Genomic DNA, 24,135 nt, shown 5'->3' on the forward strand with positions numbered 1-24,135 from the left:
TGTTGAAACTATGCTAATAGGCATTATTTCAGCGTTGCAACCTCTTTTCTTACACCTTCAACAACGGCTTCAACAACAGCTTCTGAATTTGTCAGATACGGTGAGTGTTCGGTGACTGTGGCACGATCATCATCGTGATTTTTCTGGATATGGGTCATCAAATATTCTGCATCTCTCCATACACCACCTAAGGTTGCTGAGCCTCGGGTATATAGCCATGGTAGTCCAATAAAATACAATCCACCAACATCATCACTGATCCCACGATAATTACTCGGGTAGTTCATCTCATCAAAAGTGATATTTTCAATCCAGAAAAAGTTGGGTTTAAACCCTGTCGCCCAGATAATATTTTTGATGGTGCTGATGCTGCCTTTTTGAAATTTTATACTTGTCTGGTCTGCCGATAACGTTCTCCCCATATGGATCACATTCTTTCTTGCCAGCAATGTCTTCACGTCGGTACCAATAACCGGTTGCACACCCTTACTCAACCATTTACCAATTCTGCTAAAACGTGTCACCGATAAAAAGCCTATTTTAGTGAACCACCACCATAAGGTTTTGCCTAATAATGACTGTGGTATAGCCGTGATTTTATCGGTTCCAGAGAAATGCACGGTGCGTCCAGTCGCTGCAATTTCAGATAAAATTTGTACCCCTGAATCTCCGGCACCTACCACTAAACAGTCTCCATCTTGCAGCTGTTGTGGGTTTTTGTAGTGTTCACTGTGTAATTGAAGCACATTTTCAGCGATATCAGCATGGCAAGGGGGTGTGTATGGTGTATGGAAGGGACCCGTGGCAATAATGATCTGTTTAGCCTGATAACGGCCCGTTTCACTGGTTATTTCAAAAATGCCATTCACTTTTCTTACTGAGGTGATTCTTTGATTAAATTCAATGGGGATAGAAAATTTTTCAACATAACTTTTTAAATAGTCTGCCACTTCATATTTATTGGGGTAATACCCTTTAGGAAAAGGAAATAACATACCCGGAAGATGGTTATATTCTGTAGGGGTAAACAACTTTAACGAATCCCAGCGTTTTAACCAGGGCGCACCTATGTGTTCATTGGCGTCTAAAATTAGGTAATCTTTATTATTTTTCGATAAGTTATACGCCATAGACAGTCCAGACTGCCCTGCGCCAATAATGATAAATTCTTTCATGGATCCCTAATAAGTTGCTTATTAAAATTATTATGCGCGGCATTCTAACAGATCAAAGCAAGCAAACCTGACTATTCGTCGAAAGGATGAACGATTTTGTAACAAAACTGGATGATTTTTAGGTCGACGTATATAAAACACACAATGTATGTTCATAAAAAACCACGGTCTTCACCGTGGTTTTTTTATGAGCGTGATTGATTCCGTGCTCGAGAGCATGGTTTATCACAAAGCGGCTATTTAAGCGCGGCGATCTCTTTTTCTACCGCTGCGACCACACCTTCTGGGTTGCTTAGGTACTTAGAGTGATCCACAAAAATGCCATGATCGCCTAAGGTCATGACCAATGCCGGAAATGAGCTAGTGCCTATCATCTCTTGGATCTCGGCGATATCTGATAATACGTATTCAGCTTCACTGCTCAAGTCATCTTTGTAGACTTTATTTGAGGGTGACAACTTGAACTTTTCAACCACGTCATTGAAATCATGCTTAGTATCTAGCGGATTACCTTCGATGAAGTGTGCTCGTTGTAAGGCATTGAGCACTGCCAACACTTTCTTCGGCTGCTTGCTCTGCATCCATCCCATCAAGTTTGCCGTTTTGAGCGAACTCTTAGGGCTGTTAACGTAACGAATGTGATCTCTGCCAAACTTAAGCCCGGTCAGTTTCGCAACTTCTTCCATTTGCTCTTCGCCTGCGCTATCTGTGCCATTGTAATGGGCGCTATGCAGCAGGTGAATATTCATCTCAGGGTAAGCTTCATGAAGTGCGTTGACCAAAGGTGTGGCCGCGTAGCTCCATGGGCAATGGGAATCAAAGATAAAATACAGATCCTTGCTATCATTTTCAGAGATAGGAGTCTCAGGATCAGAGAGAGGCAGCTCGGTAAACAGTTCTTGGGTCATTACTTGAGTCTTGGTCAAAATCAGATGGCAGTGATCCTAGTGAGTTTGTCTTCAATATTCAATCTTTGTCTTAAGAAGTTTGACTCACACCCTAGCGCCGATCCAATTTGTCCTTACTTCACACACCAGCGAGTGCCGAGAATAAAGTGATCAGTTTCTGGCAATCTGTGGGATTTTCGGCTCGCGGCGCCAGCTTATATGAGGCCTTGCATTACGCACTATTTGCTGTAGAACTGGTTGAAAAAGACATCATGTTGATGGACAAGGACGTCCTTCCCCACAACTGGCAAGAAGATCCTGCACCTGCAGATACCGCAGGGTGATGAATGGTTAATCAGTCAAAGCAGTCTGGCCCTGTGTATTCCCTCAAGCATAGTGACTCGTGATCGCAACTTTCTGCTCATGTGGACCATCCCGTTTTCGATGACATAATGAATACTGTGGTAGAGCTGGAGTTCTCCATGGATAGACGACTACTATCCGCCAATTAAGGCGTTTTTCTTATACTTATTGATATTATTCGCTTACTTGAATTAGTCCCCCGATGAAAATGAGCAAAATACCTCTAGCCCATCCTATTGACTATGCTTAGGACTAGGCTATCACCTTTGCTCAACACTGATGACTCTTCGACAATTTTCGTTTGTATATTCTATTTGTCTGATGTGCATATTCTCTGCGCTTCTTATCGGATATCGCTATTATTTTGAGTATCCACATATACTGCAACGAATAGTCATGTTGCAAACACGGGAACTACACGCGGTAGACATCATGATCGACCAGCACTTACAACAACTGGCGATCAGCAATTATGACTACGCGGTGTGGGATGAAAGCTATGAGTTTATCCAATACCCCACACGTGCATTCATTAACGCAAACTTCCTTGATGATACCTTCACCTCATTGAAAATTGACGGTGCAGTTTTTGTTGGGAAAAACAAACAAATACAATGGGAGCGTGGGTTTGACTATATTGAAGAGCATGCCCTGAATGATGAACTCTTGGATGTAGTGACAGCAGATATCATCAATATAACCTATCCTACGTCCTCTCAAACCGACAATGTTCCTCAAAAAAAAGGGTTTATTAGCACCCGGTATGGTCCGGTTATGTTTGCCTCAACCCAACTCAGACAGTCCGATCGTTCCGGGCAGCAGGTAGGCATGCTATTGTTTTTTCGTAAAATTAGACTGTCATTTATTGATCAACTGGCGGTTTTTTCTCAACTGAGCATAAGCCAGGGGGACATAAATTCACTGCAAAGCACAGATCACCTTCCAGAAATATCAGCATCATTAGTCGATGAACCCTTCAGCCTGACTCGGCAGAGGGTGATTAAAGACATTAACGGAAACCCCATAATCCTGTTAAATATACGCCATCAGCATAATGATCCCCCGCCTTTTTTTAGTCACACGCTACTGATAATATTGATTGTACTGATCATGCTGCCTTTTATACTGCAAGGGATTGTTTATTTTCAACTTATTCGACCATTAACCAGAGGTATCACCAATATCGTCCACATGATCCATCGGGGTGAACTGAGCCCATTAACAGAGACGTCCACGATTGTAGACTTTCAAAAATTGATCACCAGTTTCAATCAACTCGTTAGTATTGTTAATCAGCAACAACAAGCCCTGGAGGCTTTAGCGCTTAAAGATGGTCTCACTGGGATCGCAAATAGACGGGCTTTTGAACACCATCTGTCGTTAAGCTGGTCTCTGACTCAACGTAATACACTGCCTCTGGCTATAGTGATGCTTGATATCGATTTTTTTAAACATTATAACGATAATCTTGGTCATCAGGCTGGAGATGCTGCAATTCGTCAGGTGGCGGCCACGTTATCGCAAAACCTTGGACGTAATGATGATATGGTCGCCAGATACGGAGGTGAAGAGTTTGCGATTATACTCATCAACACAGACATCCCCCAAGTGAAAAGCCTGATGAACAAGCTACTACTCGCGGTGAGAGAACTGGCAATTTCACACCCACAATCATCAGTATCTAGCCAGCTGACAATCAGCCTTGGCGCGGCTGTCACGACTCAATTTGAGTGTAGCTCAGTGGATGAATTACTCCAGCATGCAGATCAAGCCCTATACCTGGCAAAATCAGCAGGACGAAACAACGCCATGTTGTGGAGATCATCGTCTCCCTAATTAGCTCAATCCTGACAACCAGCACTGACAACCAACAAAAAGCCCATCAAAAATATTGATGAGCCTTTTACCGACTACAATATGCTAAAGCCGCTCAACTAATTGGCTCTGGTGCTATTTAATGAAGCGTTGAGCCTTGTACTGCGGGTTCATTAGGTTTTCGATTGAAAATATTTCATCGAGTTCTTCCTCACAAAGCAGGCCTCTTTCCAATACCACTTCACGGACATTCTTACCGGTTTCTGCACAGATTTTACCTATGATGTCACCTTCATGGTGACCAATAAAAGGATTGAGGTAAGTTATGATGCCGATAGAATTTAGTACAAACTCCTGACAGGTTTCGCGATTTGCCGTGATGCCTTGAATACATTTGTCTTTCAATGAAAAACAGGCATTTTCCAGCAGAGAAAGAGACTCGAACAGGCATTGACCTATCACAGGCTCCATGACGTTGAGCTGTAACTGCCCCGCTTCTGCAGCCATGGTGATGGTCAAATCATTGCCACAAACCTTGAATGCCACCTGATTCACCACTTCAGGGATAACAGGATTGACTTTAGCTGGCATGATGGATGAACCCGCCTGCATCTCTGGTAAGTTGATCTCATTTAAGCCTGTACGCGGCCCGGACGACAGCAAACGTAAATCGTTACAGATTTTGGATAACTTAATAGCAAAGCGCTTCAACGCGCTCGATAGCATGACATAGGCACCACAGTCTGAGGTTGCCTCAACCAAATCCTCTGCGGGCACGAAGTCGTGACCGGTGATCTCGGCAAGTTTAGCTATCGCCAAGGCCGAGTAACCATCAGGGGTATTGAGCCCGGTCCCAATCGCCGTCGCGCCTAAGTTAATCTCTAGCAATAGCTCCTGACAACGTCTAATGCTTTTGATCTCTTCTTTAAGCGTGATACCGAAAGCGCGGAACTCTTGACCTAAAGTCATAGGCACTGCATCTTGCAGCTGAGTACGCCCCATCTTCAAGACATCACTGAATTCTTCAGATTTAGCCAGTAAGGTATCAATCAGCAAAGATAATGCCTCAAGCACAGTATTGGTTCGCTCAAACAGGGCAACGCGGAACCCCGTTGGATAAGCGTCGTTAGTGCTCTGGCTCTTATTCACATGATCGTTGGGATTGATATGGCTATAGCTACCTTTAGCCTGGCCAAGCTGCTCTAGGGCTATATTGGCAATGACTTCATTGGTGTTCATGTTGACCGACGTACCGGCCCCGCCCTGAAAAGCGTCAACCGGAAATTGTGAGTAATACTCATCGGTAGCTAATAAAGTGTCACAGGCCTTAATGATTGACTCGGCAATATCATTGGGGATGGTGCCAAGTTCGGCATTGGCCATGGCTGCGGCTTTCTTGGTTTTTACCATGCCGCGAACAAATTCGACGCAATCGCCAATTTTCTCATTACTGATGTTAAAGTTTTCTATCGCTCTTAAGGTATGAATGCCGTAGTAAGCATCATTGGGGATCTCTTTTGAGCCTAATAGATCGGTTTCTGAACGTGTGCCTTCTGCGAAGCTATACATTACTGTCATTGATATTCTGCTTGTTTTGAGGTCTATTCTGGGGTCTTCAAGTCTGGTACTAAGGTCTGATTCCAAGGCATTAGTCCAGCCAAATGTATCAATCGCAGATGAGGGTAACATGGGAGTATAAAGCGGGTAAATCGCCTCTTGAGAATAGTTTAAACTGTCTTGATATAACGCATTTACTCTAGCCTTTTATGGATAATTCCCATTGTTATCTCACAATTTTATTACAATAAAAGAAACTGTCTTTAACGCCGCAGTTTTACTTTACTCCACTTTCTATCTTGATCCATATAAGACACACAAGCTTGGCCGCAGGCATTCTGACAACAGCCATCATCAACCACGCCACATAACTCGCCACTTCGCCATAATGACTCCGTTGCGACAAGAAATACCGACGGCGATAGGCCAGAGCCCTGAAGTAGAGATTCAGGCTTGTCAGGCTGTTGTAATTGTTTGATTATTTTGAGTTTAGCTGTTGATAGCAGATCAGATTTCATGGCTGATAGCTCCATTAATGACGTCGCAAGAGATTATAGATGAAGAGCCATCAAATAGTTTGATAGCTCTGCATGGCTATGTAGGTCAGGTTAAGGCTTGATACCTTATTTTTCAGATGGATATTATTCCATTACGATGAATTAATTGAATCGGCCTAAGTCGACCAGAATTCTTCTCAAGGCCACATGTTCTCTCGCGGGTAAGTCTTTTAACGGCAATCTGGGGGAGCCCACATCGGTTCCTTGAAGTTTCAAGCCAACTTTGATACTCGCGGCCAAGCCTTGCTTAACGATAAACTCCAGAAAAGTGATCTGCTGGTAGAAGAGGTTTCTGGCCTTGTTATTGTCACCACTCTTGATGCTATCGAACAATTGCTTAGGCAGATCACCTATCAATATCGGCGCCGCACTGCACCAACCTTTAGCCCCAGCATTAATGGCTTCTAAAGCCAGATAATTACAACCATTGTAGAAAGGTAGTGTGCCATTAGAGAGCATATGGAGTTGATGCATCCTGCGAATGTCACCACTGCTTTCCTTGACCATGGTCACATTGGTAATACTGTTGACCATCTTGCACATAAATTCCGGTGACATGTCTATGCCACTGGTCGACGGATTATTATAGACCATGATAGGCACAGAAATCGCATCAGAGATGGCCTGGTAATGAGCAAAAATCTCATCTTCACTCAGCTTGTAATACGACATAGGCGATACCATGACGGCTTTCACCCCCGCCTTATCGGCAAATACAGCCCGAGCAACGGCATCGGGAGTTGTTAGCTCAGAAATGCCGATGATAACGGGCACTCTATCCGCCACATGATGTATGGTGGCTAATGCCGTTTCTTCCCACTCGGCGGTATTCAGATACGCCCCTTCTCCTGCGCTGCCTAATGCTGCGATGGCACTCGATCCCGACGAGATTAATCCATCGATGATGCCTTGCAGCTGCAAAATATTGACGGCACCTGTGACATCAGAGAAAGGGGTGATGGGATATCCTATGATCCCGGTCAGTTCTAAAGTCTTATTCATTATGCTTCCTCTCTGATAGCCAGTTGACCAAGGTTCTGTAACATGGGGGCATTTTCACAGGCCAGATATTTAGCCGGGTGAGTTGGGTTGGTATTAACATGGTGATGCCAAGCCCAGTTAGGGATATAGATAACATCACCGGCCTGCCAGTCGATTTTTTGATCTTCAATCATTGAGTAGCCTTCTCCTTCGAGAATATAAGCCAAGGTTTCATAGCTGTGTCGATGGCGATTAGATCTGTCACCAGGCAACAAACCGCCGATGGTCATGCTGATAGAATTACTCGGCAAGTTGACGATATGCACTGGGTGTTTACGTTCTTTAGAAAAGGTGTTGCTTACATCATTTTTCTCTACCGCTTTATGGGCTAGAACTTGAGGTAAATGCGCTTGCAAACTCGATTTGGTTTCACCAAAATCTGCTGAACTGAATTTTTTTGTAGTCATAGATATTTCCTTAGTCTGGTGTGACTCTGTTTCGTTGAAAGCATCCTCGCAGATATTAGATTGCAGAAATAACTTTTAATTATTACCATATTGATAACTAAAAACTATCAATCGGATCATCAATGGAACTCAGACATTTTCGTTATTTTAAGGTGGTTGCTGAGTTGCAACACTTTCACCAAGCCGCCGATGCCCTATGCATCTCACAGCCAGCACTCTCTAATCAGATTAAACAGTTTGAGGATGAGCTCGGCACTAAGCTATTTAATCGAGTCGGCAGACGTGTCGAAATTTCAGAAGCTGGCAGCCTGGTTCTGACATCAATCACCCATATTTTAAATGACGTAGACAGAATGAAAGATGCCGTTGCCGAAATACATTCAGGTGTGGCTGGCACATTACGAGTCGGCGTGATCCAGTCCGTTAACGCCTTATATACTCAGGAGCTGGCCCTAGCCTTCGACAGCATTTGCCCCAATGTTGCCCTCAGCATCGAAGAGCTGTCTAATGATGAGATAACCACTAAGGTAGAACAGGGTGAGTTGGACATAGGTATAGGCTTCGCCCATGGTCCGGTTTACAAGCACTTGGCCTTTACCGAGCTGTTCAAGGAAAAATGGAGCCTTATCTGCTCACTGTCGCAAGCAAATTCGGCCAAGCGGGTATTGAATGGTGAAAGCCATGATCTCAAAGCGATACTGCTTCCCAATCATTTCGAAACCCGCAGGATAGTGAATAAATACTTTCTCGAGCATAATATCCCAGTCAATAACATCACAGAACTCAATTCCATCATACGTATTCTGGCTTTTGTGCGTAGCAGTCGATCCTTTACCATATTACCAAGTTCATTTGCGGCGCTATCAGGCATAGAGCCGCTGCAGTCATTTGACTTGAGCTCGGCCATTACCCCCAGAGTCGTCGGCATGTTACAGGCACAAGATAGAGTAACTAAGCGCTCCGCCAGCCTATTTGTCGAGGTCTTAACTGAGCAACTATCGGGAATTTAAAAGTTGACGGTTATTTAGCTGCCAACCGTTTTTTTAGTGTAGGAAATAATGCTAGAAAAAGAATTAAATTAGAAGCTGCATACGGTATTTCTGTTTCTGGCTTTCGCCTCATACAGGGCGGTATCGGCTTCATGGATCAACTGACCTAGGGATTGATGGCGATAATATGACAAGCCAATACTTACGGTTAATCTCAATTTTTTCCCATCCTCTAAGATCATGGGAGAACTGGCTAAACTTGACCGATAATATTCCGCCAATGCCGCTGCGCCATCTTCGCTACTGCCTGAGATGATGATCATAAACTCTTCACCACCATAGCGAATGAGCACATCAGACATACGACTGTTCTCTTTGAGGGTTTTAGAGACGAATTGCAGGGCACGATCGCCGATCTGATGACCATATTTATCATTCACTTGCTTAAAATGATCGAGATCTAACATGAGTACAGCCAAATGCCCCTCGCCGCGAGAGGCTATCTTATGTATCATCTCCCCCTGCTTCAATCCTTCACGGCGATTAAAGAGTCCGGTGAGATCATCGAAGCTGGCTTGCTTAGTTAATACGGCTTCGAGCCTTTTTTGTTCGGTGATGTCAAAAATCACCCCGATAAGGCCGGCAACCTCGTTGTCCAGATCAAAAAAACTGGTCTTATGGAATTTAACGAACAGCTCGTCACCTTCTTTAGAGCGGATCTGTTTCTCATAAACTTGAATGCCAGGTTCATCGAACAAGGCCTGATCGGCTTGCTGGTATACATCGGCTAGCTCTTTGTCGAACAGTTCGTAAACGCTGCGACCAATCATCTGCTCTCTGGTGAGCTTGATAAAATCTTCGAAGGCCTTATTACAACCAAGATAAACCCCGGCAACATCTTTATAGAAGATAGGCACAGGCAAGGTGTCTATCATTAGCTGTAGCATAGGACTGTTATTCGATAGAAACGATAACAGATCGGGCGCTTGTATCTTGGTCAATTTATCCATATAAGACTACTCGTTTTGCACGCTTCTCTTATCGTGCCGCTTCACTTCAATTTAGCTAACCTACAGATTTTGTCAGCTAAAACATCTATTGGAAAAACCTATCGACACTTCTAGCCAGTCTTTTTACAGATGCTCTACAGTTGTATATGTTATTCCAATATCAACAAATACCACATTCCGATAACACAGTTAAGGGTAGAGTCGTTATTTCTCAGTGATTAGATCTTTCATCTTGGCAAGTTTTCTCCTCCTTACCCACTGAAATCATCTTAGTTTAATCTTTGTTTACATTTGATTAATTGCACTGATTCACAAATACACCTAGCTTTTTTATCTCGTCATTTGACTCGATTCGACTGAACACAGCAAACCAGATGTATGCAAATTCAACAATTTGATCGAATTTTTTAAACCTACATCACGCAAACATGATTTATTACGCTTAAAACTGAATTTTTAATGATTAGCCGCTAGATCTTAAAATCTTTGTCTGGTTTAATACCGCCTTAATTTGGCCGTCGATGCCCTTCTTTATTAACTAAAGTGATTAGCTCAAAATAGGAAGTCTTACTTGTTCGATATGAAAGCCTCAACCAAGATCTTACAATCTAAGTTGACACTGGTACTCTTACTGGTGGTTTTCTTGTCTCAATTATTTCCTACCTGCGTGGCATCGGATATTCACCACAATGATCAAAGTGGCGCTCTAGTGTCTAGCCTGCCTGTCGAGCAGCAAGAGTCTTGCTGTCACCTTCCGGGTCATGCTTGTTCCCATACGAGAGCGGCCAGTGAGCAATCAGATCAAGATAGCGATTTTCATACCTCTTGCCATCCTCCCATAGAACATAGCTTCATCCCCGACTCCCATCGAGTTCTGGGAACCAGCCTTTTTATCGTCAGCTACCAAAATAGAAGCTATGCTCCTCCTATTCCGCCTCCTCATGCCTGAACTTCTTCTAACAACATAATTTCATCTTAATTGTTAAGTCACTTAGATTGTATAGCCAACTTTAACGCTATGCAGACTGAGATAACTGGAGTTCATTCTCGTGAAGAGATACCAAGAGATCACTCTCCTGGCCTGCCGTCGCGGTATGGTCACTGTGAGTCTGTGTGTTTTTGCCCTATTTGCAGGCCTATTTTCACACCAAGTCCTGGCGCAAACAGGCATTAACCAAACCCAAGGAGAAATTACTCTGCCTTGGGTGCTCGAACAAACCTTGTTGCACAACCCTCAACTGCAACACTATCCCTATGAGCTTAGAGTTAATGAAGCATTGGCTTTACAAGCAGGCATCACCCCAAACCCTGAGTTTTCGGTGGAAGTCGAAAACATTCTGGGCACGGGTGAGATGCAGGGAGTCGATAACGCCGAGATCACCTTAGGTTTAAGCCAAGTCATCGAACTTGGCGATAAACGTCAGCGTAGGATAGATTTTGCTCAGGCCGAAGAACGTCAAAGCCTCAGCGAATATGAGCTATTACGCCTGGATATATTGGCCCAAGCCACCCAAAGGTATTATCAAGTGCTTCGTCTTCAAGCACTGCAAGCTTGGAATGCCCAGCGTATTCTCGTTGAACAAGAAGCCTTAAGCACGATTGAATCACGGGCCGATGCTGGTGCAGTCACTCAGGCCGACGTGAGCAAGATGGCCCTACGACTGTCACGCTCAGAGTCGATTCAACATGGTCTAGATGGTGAGGCTCAGCTTGCCAAACTCGCTTTAGCTTCTATGTGGTCAAGTGAAGCGCATTTTAGCCTGGTTGCCGGTGATCTTGGTCCCTTACATACCTTCCCCACGGCCGCGAGCGTACTTAATGCCATGGAAACGGCGCCTCAATACCTGCAAATGCTTAGCATAGAGCGGGTCATGTATGCCAAGCGGCGCTTGGAAGAGTCGAAGGCGCAATATGACATCACCCTAGGATTAGGAGTCCGTAGCTATGACGGCTTCGACGACGGCGCGCTGATGTTCAATTTCTCTATGCCCATACCTCTATCAAACCCTAATCAGGGCAACATTATGGCTGCCCGTGCTAAGGAAGACATGGCAATGGAGCAACAGAGGCTAGCTCGAGGTCAACTCAGGCTTTCCCTGCTGGAGATCCATCAGGCCATGGTCAATAACGCCAAACAGGCAAAACGACTCCAGGATCGTCTGCTTCCTTTAGCCAATCGTTTGCTCAAAGACACACAAGTTGCCTATCAGGCAGGTCAAGCCAATGTGCTCTTGCTGGCCGATGCACAATCGGAGCTATTTAGCCTCCAGCGCGAGCTTATCGAAGCCAATGCTGCCGTCTATCAGCGCAGGCTCGAACTCGAGCGCATCACAGGACAATCTATGACCGCCACTCTCGATACCATCAAGCCATTAGTGGCACAGGAAAACAGATAATGACATTTAAACTCAATCATCTTTCATCGGCATTTATGGCCGCAGCCATCACCTTATCGGTATTTAGCCTATCGAGTCTGCTGCCGATTCATTCAGCCTGGGCCAGTGACGATCACGGTCATGGTCAGGAAGAGAAAGAGGAGCATGTTCCCGAAGGCCCACACGGTGGCAGGTTACTACACAGCGGAGCCTTCGCCATAGAGATCACTATGGCCGAATCCGGTATTCCCCCTGAGATGCGTGTTTATGCCTACCATAAGGGCGAGATACTCGCCCCTGGTGATGTACAACTTGATATCTCACTCAAGCGTCTCGGCGGTAAAGCCGACAAGGTCAGTTTCATCCCGGAAGATGATTACCTGGTCAGTAAGGTCAGCGTGTCCGAGCCACACTCATTTGAGGTCGAGGTCAATGCCAGCTTTAATGGCGAAAGCTTCGACTGGCACTATGACAACTTCATGGGCCGCACCGAGATCAATGACAGGCTACTCAAGCTGTCAGGCGTACAGACTCAGCTGGCCAAGGCGACACAACTTACTTTCGTCGATACCCTGTTTGGGATCGTCGCGCCAATTGCTGATAATCAGTTTAGCGTTAACGCCCCTTATTCTGGCGTGATTGAGCAGTTACACGTCAGTATTGGCGACGCAGTGGTAAAGGGCCAAGTTATCGCCACAGTGCGTAACTCCAGCACCTTGCAAACCTATGCGGTCAAAAGTCCGGCCAATGGCCAAGTCACTGAACAGCTATTGAGCCTGGGAGACAACACCTATAACCGCGCCTTGATCCGTATCAGCGACCTATCCAGCGTATGGATTGACCTGTCAGCCTTTCCGAAAAGCATAGGCAAGCTCTCTGTGGGCCAAAAAGTCACCATAGGTGATGATCATGATAATGGCCATGGAGCAGAGCGTGACACAAATGACGCACACGCTAGTGCTTCTGCCAGCAGCACCATCAGTTACATCGCCCCAACGATGACAGGAGGTCATATCGCTCGGGTGCGCGCGGTTATCGATAACCATCACGGTCATTGGCGTCCAGGTATGCATATTCAAGCCGACATAGAGACCCGCATCAAGCAAGTTCCTCTGGCAGTGCGTGTCGATGCCCTGCAAAACTTCATGGATAAGCCCGCCGTGTTCGTTAAACATGGCAACACCTTCGAGGTCCGCATGCTGACCTTAGGTGAAAGTGATGGCGTGTATGTAGAAGTACTGGCTGGCCTGGACTCTGACGTCGAGTATGTCACTGAGAACAGTTACTTATTGAAAGCGGATATCATGAAAGACGCCGCTAAACACGTGCATTAGGAGAGAATTTAATGGATACAATCATCTCCTTCGCCCTAAAGCGACGGTTATTAGTACTGGCGATGACTCTGCTCATCGCCCTGCTGGGTGTTTACAACACCTTAAAACTGCCTATCGATGCGGTACCAGACATCACCAATGTTCAGGTGCAAATCAATACGGCCGTACCTGGCTACTCACCACTTGAGTCCGAGCAACGCCTGACTTATGTGATTGAGAACGCCATGGCGGGCATTCCTAGCCTGGAATATACCCGATCTATCTCACGCTATGGCCTGTCTCAGGTGACGGTGATCTTCGATGAAGGTACTGATATCTACTGGGCCAGACAACAGATCTCCGAGCGCCTGCAAGGCATACGCGGCGAGCTTCCCATGGAGGCGGAACCTGCTCTTGGCCCAGTGAGCAGTGGTCTTGGCGAGGTGTTTACCTACTCCATTCGCGCACAGGATGGCGCGACGAAGGAAGACGGCACCCCTTATAACGCCGAAGATCTGCGTACCATTCAGGACTGGATCATCCGCCCTCAGCTGGTCAAAGTTGCTGGCGTCACCGAGATCAATAGCTTGGGTGGTTTCGAGCGTGAATATCAGGTCACGCCGGATCCCGGTAAAATGTTGGCCTTTAAGATCACCATCAGTGATGTGATCACCGCTCTGGAGCGCAACAACCGCAACGCGGGAGCAGGTTACATAGAAAGAAACGGCGAGCAATGGTTAGTGCGCTCTCCCGGACAACTCAAAGATCTCCAACAGATCCGTAAAGTCGTGATCACCAAGCGTGACGATGCGCCGGTACGTATCGGCGATGTGGCTGAGGTTTTTTACGGTAAACAGCTCAGAACCGGCGCCGCCAGCCAAAATGGTCAGGAGACGGTACTGGGTACAGCCTTCATGCTTATGGGAGAAAACAGTCGCGTGGTCGCAAAAGAGGTCGGTGACAGGTTAATACTCATCAATGCCAGCTTACCCGAAGGCATCATCGCAGAGGCTGTGTATGACAGAACCGGCTTAGTCGATAAAGCCATAGCCACGGTGCAAAAGAACCTGTTCGAAGGCGCCGTGCTGGTGATCGTCGTCCTGTTTGCGCTTCTGGGGAACTTTCGCGCCGCCTTGATCGCCGCCCTAGTGATCCCATTGAGCATGCTGTTCGCCATCACAGGTATGACGACCAATCGGGTGTCCGGTAATCTGATGAGTCTGGGTGCCATCGATTTTGGCATCATAGTCGACGGCGCGGTGATCATCGTCGAGAACGCCCTGCGTCGTCTCGGCATGGCTCAACACAAATACGGTCGATTGCTCTCTCTCGAAGAGAGGATGGAGGTGGTATTCGATGCAACTAAGGAGGTCTTCCGCCCCGCGGTATTCGGTGTGCTGATCATCATGCTGGTCTATCTGCCTATCTTTGCCCTCAGTGGCGTCGAAGGTAAGATGTTTCACCCTATGGCCTTCACTGTTGTGGCTGCGCTTATTGGTGCACTTATTTTCTCGGTCACCTTCGTACCAGCCGCTATCGCGATATTCGTCAAGGGTAAGGTCAATGAGAAAGAAAATTGGCTCATGTCTAAGGCTCGTAGTGTCTATGAGCCAGTGTTGTTCTTCTCCCTCAAGCGTCCTGCTATCATAGTCGTGACAGCCATTGGCTTAATGGCTGTTACCTCTTATCAAGTGACCCGTTTAGGCTCTGAGTTCTTGCCTAAATTGGATGAAGGGGATATCGCCCTCCATGCTATGCGCATTACCGGTACCGGACTTGAACAGTCTATCGACATGCAGAAAAAGCTTGAGCTGATCATAGGTGAGCTCGATGAGGTTGAACGTGTGTTCTCGAAAATCGGTACCCCTGAGGTGGCCACAGATCCTATGCCGCCAAGTGTTGCCGATACCATCTTGATCATCAAGCCTAGATCTGAATGGGCCGATCCGAGTAAAACTAAGGAAGCGTTCATCGATGAGCTACGGCATCATATCGAACAGGTACCGGGGAATAACTATGAGTTTACCCAACCTATCGAGATGCGTTTCAACGAGCTGATTGCTGGCGTACGCGCCGATGTGGCCCTGAGGATCTATGGTGACGATCTCGATATCCTCAAACAGGCTGGCGATCGCGCCTTGGGCTTATTTCAGCAGCTCGATGGTGCTAAGGATGTCCGTGTCGAGCAGATGTCTGGCCTGCCAACCCTCTCTATTGAGCCGAACCGGGATCACTTAGCCTTGCTTGGTCTTACCATAGTCGATGTACAACAGGCGCTACAGGTGGCCGTATCCGGCGTACAAGTCGGCCTCATTTACGAGGGGGACAGGCGTTTTAAACTTATCGTGCGTATGGATGACAATATCAGCCAAGATCTCAGGACGTTGGAAAACCTGCCTATCGCGCTGCCCGTGGATCTCAACCCGGATCTTAGCTATGTACCTCTGGGTGAAGTTGCTGACATTGAGTTCAAAGTCGGCCCTAACCAGATCAATCGTCAAAGTGGCAAGCGTCATGTGGTGGTGACTGCCAATGTCGAGGGACGAGATTTAGGCTCCTTCATTAAAGACACTAAGCGCCTTATGGGTGATGAACTTAATCTGCCCAGTGGCTACTGGAGTGAATATGGCGGCACCTTCGAGCAGCTAGAGTCGGCATCGAACCGCTTAATGATGATCGTGCCACTGACCCTGCTCCTTATCTTCGGTCTGTTATACAGTGCCTTTGGCTCTATCAGAGACTCGATGATCATCTTCAGCGGTGTGCCCCTAGCACTGACCGGAGGTGTGTTAGCTCTGGTGCTCAGAGACATGCCTCTGTCAATCTCCGCGGCGGTAGGCTTTATCGCGCTGTCGGGCATAGCCGTGCTCAATGGCGTGGTGATGTTGAGCTTCATCAAGGAGTTAAGGATGCAGGGGCTGGAGCTTTTTGAGGCGATTAAACAAGGGGCAAGTCAGCGACTGCGCCCAGTATTAATGACGGCCTTAGTGGCCAGTCTGGGATTTGTGCCCATGGCCCTTAATGTCGGTACCGGCGCCGAGGTGCAGCGACCGTTGGCGACAGTGGTCATAGGCGGCATAGTGTCATCGACCTTGCTGACTCTGGTCATCTTACCCGTACTCTATCTGCTGGTGTATCGCTTTAACTTAAGGACCGAGAAAGTTAGCGCAAGTTAAGGGTGGATTTACCTTTAACAGCATCTTAAAAATAATACGTTTTAATGCTCGTTAATAGCGGGGCTCGCCCCGCTATTTTCTCTGCAGTTTTCTTTACCCCTTCGAGCCTAAAAGATGAAAGGCCCCATAAACTCATCAGCAGAAACACGTTTCAGCCTTTTGACTGATGGTTTTTCCCTTTACCTGAGCAAGTTTTCAACATTTAAACCAGATGCCTGACTATAATTTGAGCGCTTGAACGCTTTATTGGCTATAAATCGCTAACTGCCGAAATTAACTACTGAATTTTTAAATCTTCATGCCTACACTGAAATCATCAAGAGTCATATACGAGGTTGCCTATGCCAATATCTCCGTTACCCCCTCTAAGCAGTGACCAGCTTTATCGCAGTTCTGAGCTATCAGGCCTGGAGGCCGACTGTAAGTCTACTAAACACTTAACGCCCCTGGATGAAATAGTCGGACAGGAACGCGCCCAACAAGCCGTTGAATTCGCCATGTCCATGCCAGACAAGGGTTATAACATCTATGCCATTGGCCGTAACGGCCTAGGTAAGCGCACCATGGTGATGCGTTATCTCGATCGTCATGAGCCCAACGGCCGTGGTCATAGTCTCCATGACTGGTGTTATGTGATCAACTTCGATGAAGCCCGTGTGCCTAAGGTGCTGAAGATGTCAGCAGGCTCTGGTGTTGAATTCAAGAAAGATGTCGAGAAGTTCATCATCAAACTGACCAAAGCCTTGCCTTTGGCATTCGACAATGAGATGTACTATTCCAGCGCCGAGAAGCTCAAGAGTCAGCTGTCGAACAGGCAGGAATCCGCACTTCAAGGCCTCACTAAAGAAGCCAAAGACACGAGCATCAGCCTGACCATCACGGCACAAGGCAGTTATGAGCTTGTGGCCATGAATGGTGAAGAAGCCCATACCGATGAGACATTTAAGGCATTAACCAAAAAACAGCAAGATGCCTTAGAAACGTCCATCGTCGAGCTCGAATCTAAACTCAGAGTCATCGTCCGTCAATTTACTGTGTGGGAAGAGGAATACTCGGACAAGCAGCAGAAACAAGATGAGCAGGTGGCTCAAGATGTACTCGCCCATCTAATGACCAAGCTCAAGGAAAAATACAGCAACATTCCTGCCGTTAAGAGCTATCTGGCCGCTATGCATAAGGACATTCTCGACAACTTAGATCTGTTTCTTGAAGACAACGAAGAGCAACTGGCGCTTTCTTATGCTTCTTTAGACAAGAAGATGCCCCGCCGCTATCAGGTCAATGTGCTGGTCAATCAAGATGATGGCAAGATGCCTATCATAGTCGAGGAGTCACCAAACTATCACTCCATCTTCGGTTACATCGAAAATGCGACCTTCAAAGGCACCATCTTCTCCGATTTCTCACTGATCCGCTCCGGCAGTCTGCACAAGGCCAACGGCGGCGTGCTGATGATAGATGCGGCTAAGGTATTGGAACAGCCCTATGTATGGGATGGTCTCAAGCGTGCCCTTCGCTCCCGCAAGCTCAGCCTTAGCTCCTTGGAACGTGAAGTGACCCTGTCAGGCACTATCTCACTGGATCCCGAGGCTATCCCTCTGGATGTAAAAATCATCTTATTCGGTGATTATCAGACTTATCAATTACTGCAGCACTATGATCCCGAATTCAGCGAACTGTTTAGGGTCACTGCAGATTTTGAAGATGTGATGCCACGAACCGAGAAATCTGAGGCACTGTACGCTAAGTTTATCTCCAGTATCGTCCATGGCAACAAGATGCTCCATTGTGATCGCAATGCCATAAAGCGCATTATAGAATTCAGTTCTCGTCAGGCCGACGACCAGAACAAGCTTTCCCTGCACTCGGCCGACATTGCCAACCTATTGCGGGAGTCAAATTACTGCGCCCGCGCCGTCAATGCCAACATGATCCGCGCCAGTCATGTGGAGCAGGCCCTGCACAATCATGAGATGCGAGTGTGCCGACTCAAAGACAATGTGATGGAAAGTTTCATCACTGGCACTACACTCATCAGCACAGATGATCATGTGGTCGGACAGGTCAATGCCCTGTCTGTTATCGCCACTTCCGATCATCAATTCGGCGCACCAAACCGCATCACGGCAACCACAGCTTTCGGTGAAGGTAAGGTGTTCGACATAGAGAGAAAAGTGGACTTAGGTGGCAGCCTGCACTCCAAGGGCGTGATGATCCTCTCGGCCTATCTGGCATCATTGCTGGGTAAGACCGCCAAGATCCCCCTCACGACCCATATCACCTTCGAGCAATCTTACGGTGGTGTCGATGGTGACAGCGCCACTATGGCCGAATTGTGTGCCATAGTATCTTCGTTTTCTAATCAGGCTGTCAGACAAGATGTGGCCATCACAGGCTCGATGAATCAGTTCGGTGAAGCCCAGCCTATCGGCGGCGTTAACGAGAAGATTGAAGGCTTCTTCGATGTCTGCACGATTAAGGGGCGCACTAACACTCAAGGGGTGATCATTCCTAAGACGAACGTGCAGAATTTGATGCTGCGCAGCGATATTGTCGAGGCGGTCAAGAAAGGCAAATTTAATATCTGGGCAATTGACCATGTCAGTCAGGCCATCGAACTGCTGACAGGTATCGAGTCTGGGATTAGTCTAGACAGTAAGTCAAAGAAGCAAGATGAGCATCCAGCAGGTTCGATCTTAGGTTTAGCCCAGCAACGTTTGAGTGAACTTAGGAAGACATCTCAAACCTCGAGTGTGGAGTGAGCAGCGAGTCATTTTAAATGCCGTCATTGGTAAAGTGACTCGTTCATTTAAACACCGTCATTCCGTAAAGTGAACAACGAACAGATACGGGATCCATGCCTCTCAAACAGAGCTGGATCCCGGGTATGTCGTGTCCCCCCGGGATGACAGCTTTTTAAAAGAGTCATTCCGTAAAGTGAGGAGCAAACTTGTACGGGATCCATGCAACTCAAACAAAACAGAATCCTGATTAACGGATTTAACACGTTCTCTGTCTAAACGAATGCCTTTCACCACTCTTCTCTTCAAGCCTTTATACCACTAGTCAACAAACAAAAAAATTATAAACGTCCGTTCTTCTAAATTTAGTAAATTAAATAGAGTGAAAACTTCATAAAATATGTATTTCATTTTACCTAAAATCCCCTCTTGGTTCACTTAGTATAAATGATTTTAATTTTTCACTTTTACTTTTGTGATTAGAAATATTAGTGTAGTGTTCTATATGATTAGTTTATTCAGCCAAGCAATATACATTCATCTTAAATTAAAATAATTTATTGAGATGTAATCCAACTTAGGGATCAATGGATAATATTCGCAATAAACATCTAATTACAATATCTACACCATCCTGTAATGAATAAAAGAAAACGTTCAACCTTTAATTAACACTAGCTCGCTAAAATGGTTAAGCCATTTCGTATTTAATATTAAACATAAGGAATGATGGAATGCCAAGAGATAAGGGTTGGGATAGCAGTCATCAATCAGTGCCAAAGCCTATCGGGTTAGTCACTAAGGATGGTGAACAAAAGGCCATTAAAGCGCTTGAACCAGCGTCCACTTCCCGAATGAGTGATGCAGAGTTTGAACAAGGCAAAAAAGAGATGGAACGCGAGGAATTCGTTAATCGTAAGCAAGGTGAAGTGGCTGTTCCTGACGAACCTGAGTATTACCGCAATCAAAATGTAATTGATTCTCAGGCTGCACAAAGCACTGATAAACCTGACGAAAAATTATTGATACTCGATGATGAAACATGTGCAGGATGTGAGGATAAGTGGACTCACCTTAAAGGAACAATAAAAGAATGGCTTAGTAAATCAAATAGCGATAAACCTAAAATAATTATGACTGGAGATGGGCACAGGTCGCCACCTTTTGCATATGCAGAAGGAAATGAATTTATAAAGAAAGAGGCGCAAAGAAAACAGTTATTCTTATATGTTGAGGCAACTCAAGAGGATGTTGATACTAATATAAATAACTTTATTCCTAAAACAATGCAAAAAGGATTTTTTGCTAAAGGACCTACCAAAGTTATAGGCTGGGAACCTAAAATAAGTCAACTTATGAAGAAGACATTTGATGACGTAATTGCTTCATTAAATGTAGAGCAAGAAAATAGAAAAAGTATGTTTGATGGACTACTCGAACAAAATACAATGATTTTTCATTCGTTATTGGAAGAGAATGAAAGTCTCGCAATCGAATTCAATACCGCCTCTAATAAACATCTAGCGTCCATAGACCCAGCAAATCAGAATTTCAGTGAGGCGCAGGTGGCTAATGATGCTAGAGATATCATGAAAATAGTATCAGGCTCTTGGCGAGATGATTACATTAATCCAGTGATAGGCAAAAGAATCGCTAAAGATATAATGAATAATCCAAATGCAACATTTTTGATTTCAATTGGTGATTGTCATTTAAATGTGAATCCAATCCAGAAGCATATATCCAGAGTATTGGGTGATACCCGTCAAAAATTACCACACGATTTTGTTATTGATCATAGCGGTGGGCTAAATGGAACCAAAAAATAATCTTCGTTGTAGGAAATAATTCGGGTCAAACATAACCGGCCCCTTATTGCGGACAAGACGGTATCAAAATGATAGGGCTAAAGATTGTGCCCAATTGCCGCGGCCGCTCACTGCTTCGTAAGTAACACGTTCGTCACAACTCCTTTTTTTTTACGGCTACGTTCAAGCGAGGGTATTAATTCTAGGCCATTTATTGCCCAGCTAGGCAAGATCTTGCTCAAGTCTGGGCCATTTTTTGCCCAGCTTACATTTTAATTTTTTGTGACAGTTATAAAATCAAAAGCTTACCTAATTTGGCATGTTGATTGCGATATTAACAATGACCACAATAATATTTCGTTAATCTATTGTTAACAAAGGAATAATCAATGCCAAGAGGTAAAGGTTGGGATACCAGTTATCACTCAGTGCCACAGCCAATCGGGTTAGTGACTACGGATGGTGAGCAAAAGGCCGCTAAAGCGTCTGGTTCAGCGCCCACTTCCCGAATGAGTGAAGCAGAATTTGAACAAGGCAAAAAGGAAATGGAACGCGAGGCATTCGTTAATCGTCAACGTGCTGAAGTGGCCGTTCCCGAAACCCCTGAATATTACCGCAACCAAAATGTAATAGATTCACAGGCCACACAGGCAGCGTCAAATGAGGCCCTACGCCCTAAAAGCGTATCTAAGTCTAAGGCAGCAGGGAAGCCTGCCAAAATGCATATTCCAGTCTCAAAGGGAGGCCAGCAATTGAGCATCAATTACGTTTGGTTGGGTAGTAATCCTTTGGGGGCCTTGGAAAAGTTCAACATCTACTCCTGGAAAACTCTGGGTCACAAGGTCAATATCTACACTCATCCCTTCGCAGGTGCCTCTGAGCATAGCGAAGTCACTTTGGGACTAGAAATGGGCGATGCAAGTGTCTTCTCTCTGAGTAATATCCTTGCCGCCGATGATAAGGAGATCGGTGAGGACAATCCCAAGGTGCACCTAAGTGATGCGAGGTCGATACTACTGCGTTGGCTTGAAGCAATACCTAAAGACGAAAAGCCCTTAATAGAGCATATATTCAATATGGTTGACCTCACCAAGTCTTACTTAGGTGGCACGCAGCGAGGGATTGTATTGGACATGAAGGTCGGTCCGAGTATTCATCTTCAAGACTATGCGGCGAGTTTCGACAGGTATCTCATCAGCTACACACGCGGTGGGAATACATCTGGGGAGCTCCCGGAAAACCAGTGCATCGGGACGATGCAGGAAACAGAAGATCTACGAAAAGGTTATGCACAGCGCTTCAACAATAAAGTGAAAGGACTCGCCGAGGAGAGCCCAGAAGAAGCTTGGTTCAATCAGATCACTGGTTATCATGGTCGATCCTATAAACAAATAAGGACATGGCTAGATGTCGCCACTAAAATACCGTCCGGAAAGGCCGCGACGACCAATGAATTCAGTGTAAGTGAACCAGGGATCCCAGGTCATGGCCCGTTTCGTGTTTTTAAAAGAGCCAGCGACCAAACCAATAAAAACTCAGGAAAAACCAAACCTGCGGAGGTGAAGAGCTTGGCCAATGATGTCTTAGCAAAGGAACTCTCGGACTGCGGAGGCGACCAGGCATTTTTTGACAAAGCGCAAGTGGCGGCGAATCTCCTGCCCTCATAAGAATGCGTTGACAATGGCGAGCTGGATCCCGGGTGTCTCGTGCCTCAATCCCGGGATGACGGCTTAAGGATGTTCATGTTCTACGGATCAAAATAAAAGGCCGAAACATTGCTGTTTCGGCCTTATTAATTCCGTTAACCTAACTGGCTAACGGTTTATAAAAATAAGCTTAAGCCAGTGCTTCTTGTAGCTGAGGCACAATCTGCTTCTTACGGCTCAATACGCCATCTAACCAGACACGACCGTTCTCGGTCGCCTTACCGTAGGCGCGCTCAGTCAGAGCCGCGTCATCACTGACGATCAACAGCTCAGAGCCCTCTTTCATGATATCAGTCAATAGCAGCAACATGCTGTGACGTCCGCCTTCGGCTTTAAGTGCGGCAATATCAGTTTCCAGATCGGCCTTGATATCGTCAAACACTGACAGGTCGATGACCTCGAGTTGACCGATACCCACCATGTGACCATTCATATTGAAATCTTTAAAATCACGCATAACAAGGTCGCGTACCGGTGTGCCTTCTACGGCAGACTTCACCTTAAACATGTCCATACCCAGCTCTTTGAAGTCTTCGATACCAGCAATTTCAGCCAAAGCTTCGACACACTTAATATCGGCCGTGGTGCAGGTAGGAGACTTGAAGATAACCGTGTCGCTAAGAATCGCACACATCATGATGCCGGCGATGTTCTTTGGAATAGTCACACCATGGAAATCATACATCATCTTGATGATGGTGTTACTACACCCTACGGGGCGGATCCAACACTCCAGTGGCGTAGATGTGGTCAAGTCCCCCAGCTTATGGTGATCGACAATACCGACAATCGTCGCTTCAGCGATATCATCTGGAGCCTGAGTTAGCTCAGAATGATCGACAATAAACACCTCTTCACCGGCATAGCTTGTCTTAAATTCAGGGGCTTCGAAACCAAACTTTTCTAGAATGAATGCGGTTTCAGGCGATAACTCACCTAAACGAGCCGGAATGGCTGGCTCGCCGATTGCATTTTTCAGGTTAGCGAGTGCAATTGCACCACAAATTGAATCTGAATCTGGGATCTTATGGCCCACTACATAAACTGACATTGATAACTCTCCTTTAATTACCGTTTATTCTACCAAATTCATCCCGTTTGAAAAACATTAACTGACAATAAGCGTGCCAAAATAGCCCTTTCTGTAGCAAACCTACTTTTGACGTTAGGGAAAATGGTAGGAAACAGGTGATTAAGACAAGTTATTGCATTTCT

The 24,135-nt window shown here is 45.9% G+C and carries 18 protein-coding genes; 10 read left to right on the forward strand and 8 right to left on the reverse strand.

Features of this window, described 5'->3' with window-relative positions; genetic code table 11:
• Positions 1-23 precede the first annotated feature (23 nt).
• Both sps_RS04740 and sps_RS04745 read right to left on the reverse strand, forming a co-directional pair.
• The gene (locus sps_RS04740) at positions 24-1,175 is read right to left on the reverse strand and encodes a flavin-containing monooxygenase (protein ID WP_077751477.1); all 1,152 of its coding nucleotides are present in this window, start codon (positions 1,173-1,175) and stop codon (positions 24-26) included.
• A 236-nt stretch (positions 1,176-1,411) separates the two neighbouring features.
• On the reverse strand, positions 1,412-2,083 hold the full coding sequence (locus sps_RS04745; RefSeq protein ID WP_077751478.1) for a protein-disulfide isomerase: 672 nt from the start codon (positions 2,081-2,083) through the stop codon (positions 1,412-1,414).
• A 107-nt stretch (positions 2,084-2,190) separates the two neighbouring features.
• On the opposite strand from sps_RS04745, the gene sps_RS28755 reads away from it, so the two are divergent.
• Together sps_RS28755 and sps_RS04755 are read left to right on the forward strand one after the other, a co-directional pair.
• The gene (locus tag sps_RS28755; RefSeq protein ID WP_237157989.1) at positions 2,191-2,406 is read left to right on the forward strand and encodes a hypothetical protein; all 216 of its coding nucleotides are present in this window, start codon (positions 2,191-2,193) and stop codon (positions 2,404-2,406) included.
• Positions 2,407-2,821: 415 nt separating this feature from the next.
• On the forward strand, positions 2,822-4,261 hold the full coding sequence (locus sps_RS04755; RefSeq protein ID WP_169915678.1) for a sensor domain-containing diguanylate cyclase: 1,440 nt from the start codon (positions 2,822-2,824) through the stop codon (positions 4,259-4,261).
• Positions 4,262-4,375: 114 nt separating this feature from the next.
• Here the strand turns inward: sps_RS04755 and aspA are convergent, their stop codons facing one another.
• The 4 genes from aspA to sps_RS04775 form a co-directional block, all read right to left on the reverse strand.
• Positions 4,376-5,818, reverse strand: coding sequence for an aspartate ammonia-lyase (gene aspA / locus sps_RS04760; RefSeq protein WP_077755553.1), 1,443 nt, complete (start codon positions 5,816-5,818; stop codon positions 4,376-4,378).
• A 242-nt stretch (positions 5,819-6,060) separates the two neighbouring features.
• Entirely contained in the window at positions 6,061-6,315 is a 255-nt protein-coding gene (locus sps_RS04765; protein ID WP_077751480.1) for a hypothetical protein, read from the reverse strand.
• A 141-nt stretch (positions 6,316-6,456) separates the two neighbouring features.
• Positions 6,457-7,356, reverse strand: coding sequence for a dihydrodipicolinate synthase family protein (locus sps_RS04770; RefSeq protein WP_077751481.1), 900 nt, complete (start codon positions 7,354-7,356; stop codon positions 6,457-6,459).
• Positions 7,356-7,802, reverse strand: coding sequence for a cupin domain-containing protein (locus tag sps_RS04775; RefSeq protein WP_077751482.1), 447 nt, complete (start codon positions 7,800-7,802; stop codon positions 7,356-7,358). The genes sps_RS04770 and sps_RS04775 overlap by 1 nt, the downstream gene beginning before the upstream one ends.
• A 122-nt stretch (positions 7,803-7,924) precedes the next feature.
• On the opposite strand from sps_RS04775, the gene sps_RS04780 reads away from it, so the two are divergent.
• Positions 7,925-8,812, forward strand: coding sequence for a LysR substrate-binding domain-containing protein (locus tag sps_RS04780; RefSeq protein ID WP_077751483.1), 888 nt, complete (start codon positions 7,925-7,927; stop codon positions 8,810-8,812).
• A 68-nt stretch (positions 8,813-8,880) separates the two neighbouring features.
• Here the strand turns inward: sps_RS04780 and sps_RS04785 are convergent, their stop codons facing one another.
• Positions 8,881-9,801: a GGDEF domain-containing protein gene (locus tag sps_RS04785; protein ID WP_077751484.1), complete on the reverse strand. Its 921-nt coding sequence runs from the start codon at positions 9,799-9,801 to the stop codon at positions 8,881-8,883.
• A 580-nt stretch (positions 9,802-10,381) separates the two neighbouring features.
• On the opposite strand from sps_RS04785, the gene sps_RS04790 reads away from it, so the two are divergent.
• The 7 genes from sps_RS04790 to sps_RS04820 all read left to right on the forward strand — a co-directional run bounded on the left by sps_RS04790 (position 10,382) and on the right by sps_RS04820 (position 22,881).
• Positions 10,382-10,750: a hypothetical protein gene (locus sps_RS04790; protein ID WP_237158090.1), complete on the forward strand. Its 369-nt coding sequence runs from the start codon at positions 10,382-10,384 to the stop codon at positions 10,748-10,750.
• Between the two features lie 100 nt (positions 10,751-10,850).
• Positions 10,851-12,197: a TolC family protein gene (locus tag sps_RS04795; protein WP_169915680.1), complete on the forward strand. Its 1,347-nt coding sequence runs from the start codon at positions 10,851-10,853 to the stop codon at positions 12,195-12,197.
• Positions 12,197-13,510 carry an efflux RND transporter periplasmic adaptor subunit gene (locus tag sps_RS04800; protein WP_077751486.1) on the forward strand — a complete coding sequence of 438 codons (1,314 nt, stop codon included), beginning with the start codon at positions 12,197-12,199 and terminating at the stop codon, positions 13,508-13,510. The genes sps_RS04795 and sps_RS04800 overlap by 1 nt, the downstream gene beginning before the upstream one ends.
• An 11-nt stretch (positions 13,511-13,521) precedes the next feature.
• The gene (locus sps_RS04805) at positions 13,522-16,665 is read left to right on the forward strand and encodes an efflux RND transporter permease subunit (protein ID WP_077751487.1); all 3,144 of its coding nucleotides are present in this window, start codon (positions 13,522-13,524) and stop codon (positions 16,663-16,665) included.
• A gap of 341 nt (positions 16,666-17,006) precedes the next feature.
• The gene (locus tag sps_RS04810) at positions 17,007-19,427 is read left to right on the forward strand and encodes a Lon protease family protein (protein ID WP_077751488.1); all 2,421 of its coding nucleotides are present in this window, start codon (positions 17,007-17,009) and stop codon (positions 19,425-19,427) included.
• A 713-nt stretch (positions 19,428-20,140) separates the two neighbouring features.
• On the forward strand, positions 20,141-21,235 hold the full coding sequence (locus sps_RS04815) for a hypothetical protein (protein WP_077751489.1): 1,095 nt from the start codon (positions 20,141-20,143) through the stop codon (positions 21,233-21,235).
• Positions 21,236-21,603: 368 nt separating this feature from the next.
• Positions 21,604-22,881 (forward strand): hypothetical protein, encoded by a 1,278-nt coding sequence (locus sps_RS04820; protein WP_077751490.1) that lies wholly within the window; start codon positions 21,604-21,606, stop codon positions 22,879-22,881.
• Positions 22,882-23,050: 169 nt separating this feature from the next.
• On the opposite strand, the gene sps_RS04825 is transcribed toward sps_RS04820, so the two are convergent.
• Positions 23,051-23,971, reverse strand: a complete 921-nt coding sequence (locus sps_RS04825; RefSeq protein ID WP_077751491.1) for a manganese-dependent inorganic pyrophosphatase — start codon at positions 23,969-23,971, stop codon at positions 23,051-23,053.
• Between the last annotated feature and the right edge of the window lie 164 nt (positions 23,972-24,135).

The organism is Shewanella psychrophila, from assembly GCF_002005305.1.
In the GTDB taxonomy this organism is placed as follows: Bacteria; Pseudomonadota; Gammaproteobacteria; order Enterobacterales; family Shewanellaceae; genus Shewanella; species Shewanella psychrophila.